Here is a 14,007-nt window from a genome sequence, read left to right as displayed (position 1 = left end):
AGTTGGGTATGGGGTCAAGCATCGGGCCTATAGCCCTTTCAAAAAATCCAGGAGGGCCTCCCGGTCCTCTTTGGACAGGGCGAGAAAACGCCTTTTGGCCCCTTCCGCTTCTCCCCCATGCCAGAGGATGGCCTCCTCGAGGCTCCGGGCCCGACCGTCGTGTAGGTAAAGCTCCTCGCCCAACACCCTGCGGGTTAGCCCAAGGCCCCACAGGGGAGGGGTACGCCATTCCTGAGGCTGCGCCACCCCCTCAGCCACGCCGTCGTCCAGTCCAGGGCCCATGTCGTGGAGGAGGAGGTCCGTGTAAGCGGGCAAGCCAGCCAGGCTTTCCCGGTGACAAGCGGCACACCCTATCGCCCGAAAGAGCTGCCTTCCCTTAAGGTCCTGCGGACGGTGCCGGGGGGCCGGAACAGCCAGGTGGCGCAAATAAAAAGCCACCCGCTCCAACTCTTCCCTGGTCACTTCCCACCGGCCATCCGGCCCTGGGAAAAGGGGCGTGGAAAGGCCCATGTCCTCCAGGTAGGCCACGGCGCTTTGCTCCTCCAAGGTAGCCACGCTCGCCTTCCAACCAAAGCGGCCTAATTTGCCGCCCGCAAGGCGGGCAAGCCGCCCCGATACGCCGTCCCTGTCCCGGTCCTCGGGGTCTTCCAAACCCGCCAGTACGGACTCCGGCACCGCTTCCAAAAGCCCTAGGCCAAACACGGGCGGCGCCAGGCGAAGGCTGTACCGCCCAGGAACGGGAGCGCCCTGCCCATCCAGAACCTCCACCACCGGCCGGCGCAAACGGTAAGGGGTGCCGTCTTCGTACCGCCCCTCCACCTCCTCAAAGCGGAGGCGAACCCGTCCCTCCGGAACCGATCCCAAAAGGGCGTGGTCCTGGAGCTGGAGGCCAAAACGGGGATGGGGGTCAAGCCCGTTCTCGGCCCGGGTGCGCACCAAGGCCTCGCTGCGCTCGTTAAAGGCCAACCTGCCCCGGCCATCCCGCACGTGGCACCCGGCACACGACTGGTGAACGAAAAGGGGGCCCAGGCCATCCTCCCGCACGAAGATGCGGCGGAAGGCCTGGTCCCCTAGGCGAAACTCCTCCAAGTCCTCTTGGTTAAGCCCCGACAGTGGATGACCAAAAGCCCGGGAAGAGGCGTCCTCCACCAGGTAGCGGCTGGGGAAGGCCCCAAGCAAGGCAAGAAGGAGCGCTGCACCAAGGATCTTTCGCATCCCCTAGCGCAGAAGGTCCTCCAACGCGCGAACCAAGGGGTCCACCTCCTCGGCGGGAGCCCCGGCCTGCACCTTGGACCGAAGCACTTCCAGGATTTGTTGGGCCTCTTCCCGTTGGGACAGGCTTTGCAACGCCATCTCTAAGCCTTCCAAGGCAGCAAGCCCCTCGTCCACCTCCCCTTCCCCGAGGTATTCCTCGCGGAAGGTACGGAGCCAAAGCCGCGCCCGCTCTTTGGCGCCACCCACCGGCGTTTTCGCAAGGGCTTGGTACAGGGCTTCCGCCTGGGCTTGGGCCTTGGCTACCCGGCTATCGCCCCAAGCCTCCTCTAAGGGGCTGGGCAGGTCGGCGAGGGCCGCGCGCAAGGCCAAGGCCAAAGCCCAAGGGGTTCCCCCGGTGGGGAGCAAGGCTAGGGCCTGGGCCAGGCCACGGCCGTTGGCCTGGTAATCCTCCGCCGAACGCCGCGCGTAAGGGCTTTCCGGATTTTTGAGCTTTTCCGCAAAGAGCTCCTCGGCGAGCTCTAGGCTTGCGGCGTAGAGCTCTGCGGCGAGTTCCTCGTCCGAGGCCGTTTCAAGGTAGGCCCCGTAGCGCTCACGCAAGGCCTGGACCTGGCGGGCGAGATCCTGGGCCAAAAGGACTAGGTGGTGTAGGGTCCCGGCGTCCTGCGGGGGCTCCTGGAAAAGCAGGTATTCCAGGGCATGAAACCCCCGTACCTCCGGGGGAAGGTTCTCTACCGGAACCCCCACAGAGCGTTTCAGGTCCTCGAGGCTTATGGGCCAGGTGTCCAGGTAGGGATCGTAATCCCCCACCGGACCGAAGGCGAAGGCCTCTAGCTCCTCCCAGTAGTCCCGGGCGGCGTGCCAAAGGAGCTGCAGGCGATGGAGGCCTTCGGTGCTAGGGTTTGCGGCATAGGCCTCCGACGCCTGGGCCAAGAGGCGGGTTTGCCCTACAAGGCCTTCCAGCAAGGGGGACACCGTGGCCGCCAGGCCCTCCTTTAGCCCTTGCGCCCCTGCCATACCCAAAAGCCCGATGACTGCCCAAAGAACGTACCTCCGCACGGCTCACCTCCCCAAGAGCACGCGCCGCACCTCTTCCACCAAAACCCGGGCAGAGTGGGGACCCCCATAGGTCCAGGTGCTGGGGTCCAAGGCCACCACCCGGGCACGGGCCAAGCGCAGCAACGGTCCCACCGCGGGATCGGCTAAGGGGTTGTTTTCCGGTTGGGCGATCAGGAAGACCTGGACGCCCGGGTTTTCCCCCACCAACCGCACAAGCCCTTCCGGCCCCACGCGCGAAAGCCCGTAGGCTTCCGCTTTGCCCTTCCAGGCATTGACCAAGCCCACGGCCTCTAGGAGCTCAGAGGCGAGGGTGTCTCGGGTAAAGACGTTGTAGACCCTTTCCCGGGCCCAAGCTTGTACCAGAAGGAAGGGCCTACCCCCTAAACCCGCCTGCTGGAGGGCAGAGGCCGTTTGCTGGAGAAACCGGTCCAACTCGGTCAGAAGCCTCCCCCCTTCCCGCTCCTTCCCCACCAAGCGAGCGTGCAGGAGGAAGTGGCGGCGCATGGCGGCAAGCTGCCCGCCTGGGGGCAGGTAGTCGTAAAGGGCCGTGGGGGCGAGGCGGGAAAGCTCGGGGTAGAGTCTGCCTTGAAACCCGGTGTAGCCCAGGATGAGATCGGGCTTAAGGGAGGCCAACCGCTCCAGGCTTGGGCTCGTGCGCCCGCCCACGTCCAAAATCCCCTCCGGTAGCCGCATCTTGACCCACTTGGGGAAATCCGCCAGGTCAGCCCCCGCCACGGGGCGTACACCCAAAAGGAGGAGATCCTCGAGGGGGCGCCAGTCCAACACCGCTACCCGCTCCGGTGGCTTAGCCACACAGACTGCCCCAAGGTCATGGGCCACCCGTTCCCCCGGGCAGGCCCCTTGAGCCAAAGCCCAAGAAACCAAAACGCCACAGAGCACAACCTTCGCCCGCATAGCCACCCCCTAGTTCAGGTGCCGGAAGTACCCCATTGAAAGCGCATCCGGCAACACAAGACCCTGCTGCAAAAGGCGGAGCAGGTCCTGCCCCTCTGCCTCCTGGAAACGAAGGCCCACCGCCCCAAGCCAAACCACCCCACCCCCGCCCCGGGCCAACAGGTCCTTAAGCACCTGGGCCAAAAAGAGAAGCCCCTCGGGGGTGAGGCGAAAGGTGGCCGCATCCCAATGCAGGTGGTAGGTTCCCCGGTTGCAGGCGCACCGGGAAAGGTAACGGGTTTCGGAAAGCCGGGCCACCACCCGGGTGTGGTCAGGCTCCATGCACCACCTCCCTAGGCATGGGCAGGAAGAAGCGGAAGCCCTCAGGGTTTCCTAGGGCGCGGAAGGGCACCTCATAGACCTCTTCCAGCAAGCTTGGGTCCAACACCGCCTGAGAGGGGCCATAAGCCACGGGCCTTCCTTTTTTCAGGAGAAGGATGCGGTCAGCAAAAAGGCCTGCCAGGTTCAGGTCGTGCAGTACCGCCACCACACCCCTTCCCTCGTAGGTCAAGGCCCGGAAAAGGCAAAGGAGCTCTAGGGCGTACCGCGGGTCTAGGTGATTGGTGGGCTCGTCCAGGAGAAAAAGCCGCCCTTCCTGGGCCAAAAGCCGCGCCACCTCCACCCGCATGGCCTCCCCACCGGAGAGGCTCGGGAAAAGCCTCTCCGTGAGGTCCCCAGCCTGAACGCGCTCCAGGGCCACTTGGACCTTGGCGTGGTCCTCCTCCCGCTCCCGCCTTCCCCAAAGGTGGGGAAGGCGGCCCAAGAAGGCCACCTCGTAGGCGGTGTAGGGAAAGCCCACCTCGCGGATCTGGGAAAGGACCGCCCGCACCCGGGCCAAGTCTTGCGGGCTGTAGGCAGCCAGGGCACGCTCCTGAAGCCATACTCCTCCTTCCGAGGGGGAAAGTTCCCCCGCAAGGAGCCGGAGCAGGGTGGTCTTGCCACTCCCGTTTGGGCCAAGCACGGCCAGGAACTCTCCAGGGCGCACGGCAAGGTCCACGCCCTTTAAGAGCCAGCGGTCCCCCACGCAGTAACCGAGATTTCTCGCCTCAAGCACGGTACACCTCCCGCTTGTACCGCAGGACTAAGTAGAGGAAGAAAGGCCCTCCCAAAAGGGCCGTCACCACCCCCACGGGAATCTCCGCCGGAGCGGCCAGGGTACGGGCCAGGAGATCCGCCACCACCGCCAGCACCGCCCCCAAAAGGGCCGCTCCCGGAAGCAGGTACCGGTGGTCGGGCCCCGCCATGAGGCGGAAAAGATGGGGGGCTACCAAGCCCAAAAACCCCACACCCCCCGCTAGGGCCACCGCCACCCCTACCCCCAAGGCGGCCCCCGTCACTGCCCGGCGCTTGAGGGCCTCGAGGTCCACCCCAAGGTGGAACGCCTCCCGCTCTCCCAAGGCCAAGGCATTTAGAGGACGGGCCAAGGGCAGAAGAAGTAGGGAGGAAACCAGAGCCAGGGGGAGCCCGGCCAAAAGGAGGCGCCAGGTTAAGGCCGAGAAACCACCCAAGGTCCAAAAGGTGAGGCTACGCAGCTCCTCCTCGCTGGCGAGGAAGGTGAGTAGGCCGATCCCCGCACCCACCAAGGCGTTCAGGGCGATGCCGGAAAGGAGGAGAACCGTCACCTGCACCCCAAAGGCGGTTTGGGCCAAGCGCCAAAGGAGATGGGTGGCGAGAAGCCCACCCAAAAAGGCAAAGACCGGCAGAGCGTAGACCTCAAGTGCCCCGGCTCCGGGCCACAGGACGATGAAAATGGCCGCCCCCAAAGCCGCCCCCGAGGACACCCCAATCAGGCCAGGGTCCACCAGGGGGTTGCGAAAGAGGCCCTGCAGCACCGCCCCTGCCAGGGCAAGGAGGGCCCCCACCAGGGCTGCCCCCAGCACCCGGGGAAAACGAAGGGCGGTGAGCACCTGGTACTCCACCCCCTCGCCCCTAAGGAGAATGCTGGGAATCGCCAAAGGCGGGATGGGATAGGCCCCGAGGCCTGCCCCCAAGAGGAGGGACAAAGCCACCAACACGGCAAGTGCCAGCAGAACCAACCGGTAACGGCGGAAGCGGGGTGAGGAAAGGCCCCGTATCACGGCACCTCCCTCCAGAAGGCCTCCGGGCTTTTCGCCAAGGGCTTTCTCAGGAAGGCAAGAAGGAGGGCCGCCTTGAAGTAAGCGCGAAGCAGAAGGTACGACCTCAAGGTCCCACCTCCACAAAGCCGCTCATTAGGTAAGCCGCCCGAAAGAGGTCCAAGGCGGCCCGGCCTGCCCGAGGCCCGAAGCTCCCGAGGTAGAGGTCGTCCATGGCCACCACCCGCCGGTTCTGCCCCGCAGGGGTCTGGGCGATTCCCGGCAGTTTCAAGAGCCCCTCGAGGCCCCCCACGCTCTCCAAACCCCTCTTGAAGACCACGAGGACGTCCGGCTGGGCGGCCACCACGCTCTCTGCGGTCATGGGTTGGCACTCCCGTATGCCCTTGGCAGCGTTCTCCAGCCCCGCAAGTTCCATAACCCCCACGGGGGTGCTCCCTTCCCCGCAAACGAAAGTGGTGCCAGGGCCCCTTAGGTAGAGGAAAAGGCCCCTTAGCCGCTTAGATGCGTGCTGGGCTTGGAAGGCGCGCAGGGCCAGAAGGTCCCGCTCCAGGGCCCGGACCAGGGCTTCCCCCCTTTCGGCCTGGCCCACTGCTTGCGCCACCACCCGGATCTTGCGCTTGGCACCCGCTATGCTGGGCTCCGTAGGTACCAGGACCACATCCACCCCTGCTTGGCGTAGCTGGTCCAGAACTTGGGGCGGCCGCACATCCTCCCGACCGATGACAAGGGTGGGTTTTAGGGACAGGATGCCCTCGGCGGAGAGGCGGAACTGGTACCCCACGCTGGGAAGCCGGAGCACCTGGGGCGGATAGTAGCTGGAGTCGTCCCGGCCCACCACCTTATCCCCCACCCCCAGGGCGAAGAGGATCTCCGTGGTGATACCATCCAGGCTAACGATGCGCTCTACGGAGCGCACCTCCACCGCTTTGCCGGTGGCGTCTACCAGGCGGTAGGGCTGCGCCCAAGCCACCAACGAAAGAAAGGCCCAAAATACCAAGCCGTTTCTCCCCATCATGCGCGCACCTCCACGTTCTCCAGACGCAGGACCAGGGTTTCCATGCCCGCTCCCTCCACCACCACCTCCCGCTCCACGGGAAGCCATAGCCCGGCCAAGGGTGCGTAAGTATCCCGGAATCGCTCTACCTTAAGGATCCCTCCTTTGGGGTCCCGGTAGATCACGAAGAAACGTTTGGGCAAAAGCTTCTCGCCCACCTCCTCCCAGGCCTCGAGGTGGATGCGGAAGGAACCTTCCGCCATATTCCGCTCGATGATCTCTATGCGGCCATGGCGCACCCAGATCCGGGAGCGGAAAGGGTCGTCTAAGGCGATGACGGTACCCAATGGACCCTCCTCCACCAGGCGCATGGCGTACCGGCCTTCCCCCTCCTCAAAGGGGATGGGCCGGCGGTGGCCGAGGAGGGAAGCCAGCTCCTTTTCCGCTATGGACCCCATGTCCTCGGGCAGGTGCACCTCTGGATGGAACCCCTCCACCCGCACCTCCCCGAAGTACCAAAGGCCCTTAAGGTAGAGGGCCACGTTTGCGGTAAAGCCGGGGAAGGAGTTGGGCAAAGTGTAAATCCGCTCCCTAGCCCGCTTCAGTAAAGCCCAGACGGGAGGGCTCTCAATCACCTTCCACCTCCGAGTCCAAAATCACCTGGAACACTTCCAGTCTATTCGGCCCCGCAAAGGCTTCTCTTGGCAAGGTCCCGCTTCGGGCATGCCCTTCCTTGAACTCAGGGCTTTCCGTCCAGGCACGGAAGGCTTCCTCGCTTTCCCAAAGGGTAAGCACGACGTAAGGGTCCCCGGGGTTTTGGGGTCGCAAGACCAGGTTGCGGATAAAACCTGGCATCCGGTCCACCAAACGGGCCCGGGTGCGGAAAACCTCTTCAAACCGCTCGGCATACTCGGGTTTTACTGGGATGCGGTTCATGACTACGAACACGCCCTCACCTCCTCTTGGAGGAGCGTAAGGGAAGGCGCGGAGAAAGTCAAGTATTCCAGTCGGATTTTATGGGTATTGGGAACGAAAATCGCTTGCAAGTAGCGAAGTTGCCCTCTCCCCTCCACCGCCTCCCCACAAAAACCCTCTACCCTTTGGGGTAGAAGGAAGCAGGCGATGCGAGAGGTTTGGCAAGGGGTTGGCCCTTAGCCTTTCCGCCCCAGCACAGCCTGCGCCGCCCGCTTCGGACAGACCCGCCCCTGCCCCTACGGAGGCCTACCGCTACCCTGAAGCAGAGCAGGCCGCTAGGGACTTGCGGTAAGCCGGTTCCGGTTGGGGCATTGAGAGCTGGATTGATTAGAGGAATGCCTGGCCTTCTGGGAGGGCCTGGGAGGTATCCCTTACCGCCCGGGAGTGTGCCCTCCTCGTCGCCTTAGCCTTCAAAGGGGAGGGCTAGGCCTACCGGGAAGAGCTTTTGGAAAGGGTTCGGAGCAGCGAAGAAAGCGTGGAGCCCGGCACCGTGGACACCCACATCAAATGCCAGGGGAAAGGGTAGATCCTGGACATCTTCTCGCTTGCCGTCTGCGAACACTCCCGGCACCTCAATTGGGATCTTGCCCTGGGGCGGGCTACATCTCCAGCTAGCATGGCTTCAAGCCACGCCTTCTGAGCTCCCCTTTCCTTCCGCCCCTGGAAGGGGAATAGGGGAACCCTTGCGCCTGGACTGGGGGTAAGAGCGTTATGTGTGAGAGAACGGGATGCGCGAGGCCATGGAGGTGGAATTCTTGCCCATTCGCAAGGGGCGGAGCGGGCGGTATGTAGCCTGGTTGCCCTACTTGGGTATTCGGGGGTGAGGGATGGTGGAAAATGGAGAACCCCTTGACCTTTGGGCTCGGCCGTGAAGGTTGAAAAAGAAGGGGTGGGTGGTGCCTTCGCTTGGGTTTCACCGGATAGAGGCCCCGCCCTGGTGGCGTCTGCTAGCGCAGGTGAACCTCGCTTCCTTAGCCCGCAACCTCATCCGGAGCCTGGACCTCCTCAGGTTGGCGGAAGCTTTGAGTAGCCAATGTAGGCGTTTTACATTTAGCAGAGGTCAGCCGGCATTGTGTCGCGGGGATCATGTACAGTCCCCACGCACATGGGGATGGCCCGAACCTTCCACTCCCCCCGCGATTACCGCCCCCCTACGCCCGAACAGGGAACACTTCCTTTTCGCACCCCTCGGATGCGCTTTCCAAAACCGCTTGGATTACAGCTTGGGCCGCCACCCCATCCCTCAAAGAGGGTGTAGGCGAAGTGCCCTTAGTCACAGCTTCCAAGAACCGGCGGGCGAGCTCGCGGAAGTGAAAAAGCCCCCAGGGCTCCTGGGGATCCCTGCCCCGAAGAAGGGAAGGATCCAAGACCACAGGCTCCCATGCCCCGGGCCTGGAGCTCCAAAAAAGGCTCGCCTCTTCCGCCCTACCTGCTAAGGACGGCACTACCCGCAAGGCCCCTTGTTCACCTTCCAGTTCGAGGTAGAGGCGCTGGGGCCGTATCGGATGAACCCGGGATAGCTCCAAGAAGCCTAAAGCCGCTTCCGCCTCCGCCAGAACGCCGGCCATGTCGGGATTTTCCCTTCCGGGGAACACGGTGGCCACCCGGGCCCAAACCTTACCCAAAGGGCTATCCAGAAGCCACACCGCTAGGTCAAAAAGATGCGCCCCTAGATCTCCCACAACCCCTGCCGGGCCACCGCCCACACGCTTAGCACGCCAAGCAAGCGGAGCCCTGGGATCAGCCAAGTAGTCCGCAAGGAAGGCTCCCCTGAAGGCCACCACCTTACCCAGGCGCTCCCGGTAGGCAACCGCAGTCTCCGCTGCCCAGTCTGTTCGTGCCGTTAGGGCAGTCATGGCCACCACTCCTTGCGCATCCACCGTTCGCAGAAGCATAAGCGCATCGTCTAGGTTGGTGGCCACTGGCTTCTCCAGGAAGATATGCTTTCCTTGGCGTACCGCCTCGAGGGCCAAAGGAACGTGCGTGGCGTCGGGTGTGGCGATGGCCACCGCATCCACTTCCTGCAACAGGGCTTCGTACTCCTCGTAAACCTTGGCCCCGTACGCCTCCGCTAGGGCCTTCGCCCGTGCGCTTCCCGGAGCATAGACCCCTTGGATCCTAGCCCCTGCCCCGTGGAAAGCGGGAGCATGCACCTCCCGTGCCCACCAACCCGCGCCCACTAAACCTAGCCTTACCACCCTCCCCTCCAGAGATCGGGCCTATCCCTTTCTCCCACCCGCACCGTGGGCCAACGGGGATCCTCCGTCAGGTTGAGGAGCCCCTCCCCAGTCATGAGAAAGGTGTCTTCCACCTTGGCCCCAGCAAGGCTCGGGTTCCAGGCCAAGGCCATCCCTTCCTCCAGGGTCAAGGGGTGGCCTGGCACGGCGATGGCCTCCCGGGACCGGTACCCGCCCACGCCCCCTTGGTGGTGCTCCTCCCAGGCACTCGGAAAGCCCACCCGCTCGTAAGCCGCTTGGAGAGCAGCGAAAACCTCCCCCAGTTTGGCCCCCGGCCGGGAAGCGTCCAAGGCTGCCTCTTCCACCTCCAAAACCTTGCGGTAGCGGGCCTCCACCTCCCCGTCTCCCAGGTTGACCATCCGCGTGAGGTTGGCCACGAGACCCCCCCGCTCGGCGCAAACCACCGCCATGAAGCTCCGCCCCAGGGGCCGATCCTTGGGCAGGGGGTGGCGGTGCCGAAAAAGCCGCTCTTCCCCCGCCACCAGGAGGAGTTGCGGGCGGATGCCATGTCCCCATAGGGCCTCGGCTAAGGCACCCGCTAGCTCCTGTTCCCTCCAGGTGGGCTTAGCCGCCCGGACCACCTCCCCCACCAGCTCCGCCGCCTCCCGCCCCAGGCGGCGAAAGGCCTCCTGCGCCTTTTTGGAGAGGGCGAGCCGGAGGAGCGTGAGGTCGTGCTCGAGGTCGTTCGGACTACCCGGGGGCGGGAAGGCGTACCAGGGGTGCACTTGCACGGGAAGCCCGGGGACCTCCTCCTCTGCTATCCGTGGGTGTTCTATGCGGCTGGTGTGAAGGAGAAGCTCTTCCCCGATTTCCAAGTACGCCACCCCCTCCCCGAACCCCAGGGTGTTGCTACCCCCAGTGAGCCAGGCGAAGTTCTCAGGGCGGATGACGTAGAAGCGAGAAAAACCCTGGCTTCGCATCCAAAGACGGAGTCTATTTAGGTGTTCGCCAAGCATTTAGGACCTCCGATAACGCTCCAAAAGCAAGGATGCCCAGGCCTCGTACCCTGGAAGAAGCTGACGAACCCCTGGATTTACCTCGGTTACCGCCACCTCCGGCAACCGGGTAGCGGCAAGGGCAGCCTCGAGGTCCGGGTACACCCCTCCCCCTACCATAGCCAGGATCGCCGCTCCCCGGGCAGCCCCTTCCTCGCCCACGACCCGGTAAAGGGGAACCTGTAGGGCTCCGCCCAACAGGCTTAGCCAAAGGCTCGAGGCCGAACCTCCGCCGGTGACCAGAAACGCTTTGGCTTGCGACAAGGAACGCATTACCTCATAAACAACCCCTAAGCTTAAGGCCACCCCTTCCAGGACAGCGCGCACCAAATGGCCGCGTTCATGCGCCAAGGAAAGGCCCAACCAAGCGCCCCGCAACGCCGGCTCCAAATAGGGGCTCCGCTCCCCAGCTAAAAACGGGAGGAAGTAAAGTCCCTGCGCCCCCAAAGGAACCTTCTCCGCTTCCGCAAGGAGCTCCTCTAGCGAAACCTCGGGGAAAATTCGGCGAAGCCACTCCAAGCTTCCCGCAGCGCTCAGGGTTACTCCCAGAAGGTGATAGGCGCCATCAGCGTGGCAAAATAGGTGGATCCGGCCTTCGGGATCGGGCAAAGGCGCTTCAAGGGGAAGGAAGATCACCCCACTCGTGCCCAAGGAGACACTACCGGTTCCCGGCCGGTAGCGGGAAACCCCTAAGCCAATGGCAGCGGCAGCGTTGTCCCCGGCTCCGGCCACCACGGGGGTACCCGCCCTGAGCCCAACCGCTCGAGCCCACTCCGGCCTGAGCCCCCCCACCACACGGTGGCTTTCCCCTAGGTCGGGGAGAAGGGAAACGGCTAGCCCAAGCGCCCTTAGGAGCTCTTCGTCCCAGAGCCGTTCCCGGATCGCCATGGCCCCGGTACCGGAAGCATCGGAGTACTCCGTGGCCCAGTTCCCGGTGAGGAGGAAGCCCAAGTAGTCCTTGGGCAGGAGCACCTTGTAGACCCGCCGAAACAGGTCAGGATGCTTACGCTTAAGCCAAACAATCTTTGGAAGTTGAAAACCGGTGATGGCCGGATTGCCTGTGCGCCGGATGAGCTCGGGGCGAGGGATCACCTCTTCTATCCATCTGGCCTCCTCCACCGTGCGCTGGTCATTCCAAAGAGGAGCCGGAAGTATTGGCTCTCCCTCTCTGTCAAGGAACACAGCCCCATGCATCTGCCCGGAAAGGCCGATGGCCACCACCTCTACTTGGGGGAGCCTCGAGGTGAGGGCCTCGAGGACCTCCCTCAAGGCCTTAGCCCAATCGCGGGGATCCTGCTCGGTCCATCCCGGTTGTGGAACGCGCAGAGGATACCCGGCCCGGGCATCAGCAAGCTTCTGGCCCCTCTCGTCCAGGATCACTCCCTTCAGCCCGCTGGTCCCCAGGTCCAACCCCAAAACCGCCTTCATCCGCGTACCCCGAGAAGGTACTCCACCGCAAGTTGGTCCAACCGCTCCAAGGCGTATCCTCGGCGCCGCAACGCTTCCAAGGGAATATGCGCACGCTTCAAGGCCTCCGCCTTTTCCCGGCTATAGGAGCCAAGTAGAGCCAAGGCTTCCTTGTCCGCTCGGTAATACTCCGCAAGCAAGGTTTGAACCTCGGGGTCCTGGCGGAAAGCCTCGGCCTTCTCCTTGAGGATCAGATACGTACGCATGCAACCCCGGGCGAATGCCCAGACCCCTTCTTCATCCTCTGTCCTCAGGGCATGGGCGTCAAAATGGCGGGGCCCCTGGTAGCCGGAGTGCTCCAGGAGGTCTACCAAGAAGAAGGCTGCTTTCAGGTTCTCTGCGCCAAAGCGGAGGTCCTGGTCAAACCGGCTCATTCTCTGATCGTTTAGGTCTATATGGAAAAGTTTCCCCACTTCCAGAACCTGAGCCACGGCGTGGACGAAGTTTAGCCCCGCCATGGTTTCGTGCGCAAACTCGGGGTTGAGGCCGAAACGGTCAGGATCCTCGAGGGTGTAGATAAAGGCCAGAAAGCTCCCTACCGTGGCGAAATAGATGTCACCCCTAGGTTCGTTGGGCTTGGGTTCCAAAGCAAAGCGGTACGCATAACCTTGATCCTTGGCGTAGGCAGCCATGTAGTTGAGCGCTTCCCGCATCCATTCCCAGACATGGCGGCTTTTTCCCGTGGCCTCAACCTCCGCTCCCTCCCTCCCTGGCCAAACCACGTAGATCTCCGCTCCTAACTCTGCGCCTAGGTCCATGGTTTCCAAGCTCTTGCGAAGCGCATAGGCCCGGACCCAAGGGTCTGGGCTTGTAAAGGCACCGTCCTTAAAGGCGGGATCGGAAAAGAGGTTGGCTGTGACCATGGGGACCCGAAGACCGGTTTCCTCAAGAGCTTTCCTAAACCGGCGAAGGATTTGGTCACGCTCCCGAGGCGGCGTGTCCCTAGGGATGAGGTCCTCATCGTGCAGGTTCACCCCATAAGCCCCAAGCTCCGCCAATTTCTGCACGACGTAAACGGGATCAAGCTTTTCCCGAACCGCATCCCCAAAGGGGTCCCGGCCCACATTACCTACCGTCCAAAGTCCAAATGTGAACCTGTGCTCCGGTTTAGGCTCATACATCTAAACCACCTCCGCAAAAGCCATTTGATCTATGAACTGGGCGGCAGCCAAAGCGCCTGCCCCCAGAAGAGCGGCTTCCCGCCCAAAAGGAGAAAGAACAACCTGTTCAGGAGAGTGAACCCGCAAGGCGTATTTAGGAAGCCTTCGCCGAACCTCGCGAAGAAGCTCCTCCCCTGTAGCCCCCACCAAAGGTCCCCCTAGGACGATAAGGTTCGGATCCAGCGTGCTCAACACGATGGCGCAAAGGTGCGCCAGCTTGTCTCCCATCTCGGACAGGAGTTCCTTGGAAGCGTTCGCATTCCATCGGCGAAAACTCAAATAGACTTCGGCGCATCCTTGTTTGCCGCAACCACAAGAAGGCCCATCGGGGTTCAGCGGGATATGGCCCACCTCACCCGCGTGAAAACGGGCCCCGTGGTAAACCTTCCGGTCCACTACGACGCCGCCTCCCACGCCTACGCCCAAGTTCAGGTACACGCAGTGATCTACTTCCCACCCCCCCAAGGCATAAAGGCCGTACGCTGCGGCATTCGCCTCGTTTTCCACTATGAGGGGAACTCCTGCAAGCCCCAAGCTTGCCAGAACCTTCTGTACCATCTCCCCCAAGGCCAGGTCTTGCCAACCCAGGTTCGGTGCCAGGGTCAGGTGACCTTCTTCGGGTTCCACAAGGCCCGGCACGGCAACACCTACGCCGAGAACCCGCCTACCCGAAAGCAAGGGGTGCGTGGCCGCCGCCAGGAGGGCTAGCGCCTCTTGCGGATCTTTCGGCGCCGGGGGCAGGACCGTCTTCACCCGCACATCCCCCGCTAGGCTCATAAGGGCCACGGCCATCCGGTCCACATCGATTTCCCAGGCCAGAACCATGTTCCTTTCGCCCTCTACCTCGAGGGCGATGGAAGGCCGGCCCTGGCCCTGGGG

General features: G+C 63.3%; 14 protein-coding genes. All 14 read right to left on the bottom strand.

What is annotated here, in order from left to right:
* Positions 1-27 precede the first annotated feature (27 nt).
* Positions 28-1,215, bottom strand: coding sequence for a di-heme oxidoredictase family protein (locus tag A0O31_RS11510; protein ID WP_071678087.1), 1,188 nt, complete (start codon positions 1,213-1,215; stop codon positions 28-30).
* Between the two features lie 3 nt (positions 1,216-1,218).
* The gene (locus A0O31_RS11505) at positions 1,219-2,271 is read right to left on the bottom strand and encodes an imelysin family protein (RefSeq protein ID WP_071678086.1); all 1,053 of its coding nucleotides are present in this window, start codon (positions 2,269-2,271) and stop codon (positions 1,219-1,221) included.
* A gap of 3 nt (positions 2,272-2,274) precedes the next feature.
* Positions 2,275-3,084 (bottom strand): ABC transporter substrate-binding protein, encoded by an 810-nt coding sequence (locus tag A0O31_RS11500; protein ID WP_237259073.1) that lies wholly within the window; start codon positions 3,082-3,084, stop codon positions 2,275-2,277.
* 111 nt (positions 3,085-3,195) lie between these two features.
* Complete coding sequence (locus A0O31_RS11495; protein WP_071678084.1) at positions 3,196-3,507, bottom strand: hypothetical protein; 312 nt, start codon at positions 3,505-3,507, stop codon at positions 3,196-3,198.
* The gene (locus A0O31_RS11490) at positions 3,497-4,279 is read right to left on the bottom strand and encodes an ABC transporter ATP-binding protein (protein WP_071678083.1); all 783 of its coding nucleotides are present in this window, start codon (positions 4,277-4,279) and stop codon (positions 3,497-3,499) included. The genes A0O31_RS11495 and A0O31_RS11490 overlap by 11 nt, the downstream gene beginning before the upstream one ends.
* On the bottom strand, positions 4,272-5,303 hold the full coding sequence (locus A0O31_RS11485) for a FecCD family ABC transporter permease (protein ID WP_420855819.1): 1,032 nt from the start codon (positions 5,301-5,303) through the stop codon (positions 4,272-4,274). The genes A0O31_RS11490 and A0O31_RS11485 overlap by 8 nt, the downstream gene beginning before the upstream one ends.
* 103 nt (positions 5,304-5,406) lie before the next feature.
* Positions 5,407-6,312 (bottom strand): heme/hemin ABC transporter substrate-binding protein, encoded by a 906-nt coding sequence (locus A0O31_RS11480; protein WP_071678270.1) that lies wholly within the window; start codon positions 6,310-6,312, stop codon positions 5,407-5,409.
* A complete protein-coding gene (locus A0O31_RS11475; protein WP_071678082.1) occupies positions 6,312-6,929 on the bottom strand; it encodes a DUF3386 family protein in 618 nt (205 codons plus the stop codon). Before A0O31_RS11475 ends, A0O31_RS11480 begins: the two co-directional genes overlap by 1 nt.
* Positions 6,922-7,242 carry an antibiotic biosynthesis monooxygenase family protein gene (locus A0O31_RS11470; protein WP_071678081.1) on the bottom strand — a complete coding sequence of 107 codons (321 nt, stop codon included), beginning with the start codon at positions 7,240-7,242 and terminating at the stop codon, positions 6,922-6,924. Before A0O31_RS11470 ends, A0O31_RS11475 begins: the two co-directional genes overlap by 8 nt.
* Positions 7,243-8,420: 1,178 nt before the next feature.
* Entirely contained in the window at positions 8,421-9,449 is a 1,029-nt protein-coding gene (locus A0O31_RS11465) for a Gfo/Idh/MocA family protein (protein ID WP_257786040.1), read from the bottom strand.
* An 11-nt stretch (positions 9,450-9,460) separates the two neighbouring features.
* Positions 9,461-10,426 (bottom strand): M24 family metallopeptidase, encoded by a 966-nt coding sequence (locus tag A0O31_RS11460; protein WP_237259071.1) that lies wholly within the window; start codon positions 10,424-10,426, stop codon positions 9,461-9,463.
* A gap of 36 nt (positions 10,427-10,462) precedes the next feature.
* Complete coding sequence (xylB, locus tag A0O31_RS11455) at positions 10,463-11,929, bottom strand: xylulokinase (RefSeq protein ID WP_071678078.1); 1,467 nt, start codon at positions 11,927-11,929, stop codon at positions 10,463-10,465.
* Entirely contained in the window at positions 11,926-13,089 is a 1,164-nt protein-coding gene (gene xylA, locus A0O31_RS11450; RefSeq protein ID WP_071678077.1) for a xylose isomerase, read from the bottom strand. Before xylA ends, xylB begins: the two co-directional genes overlap by 4 nt.
* Entirely contained in the window at positions 13,090-13,953 is an 864-nt protein-coding gene (locus A0O31_RS11445) for an ROK family protein (protein WP_237259077.1), read from the bottom strand.
* Positions 13,954-14,007: the final 54 nt, after the last annotated feature.

The organism is Thermus brockianus, assembly GCF_001880325.1.
Lineage (GTDB): Bacteria > Deinococcota > Deinococci > Deinococcales > Thermaceae > Thermus > Thermus brockianus.
Note: the sequence above shows the minus strand (reverse complement) of the source record. Positions and strands in the feature narration are given on the sequence as shown.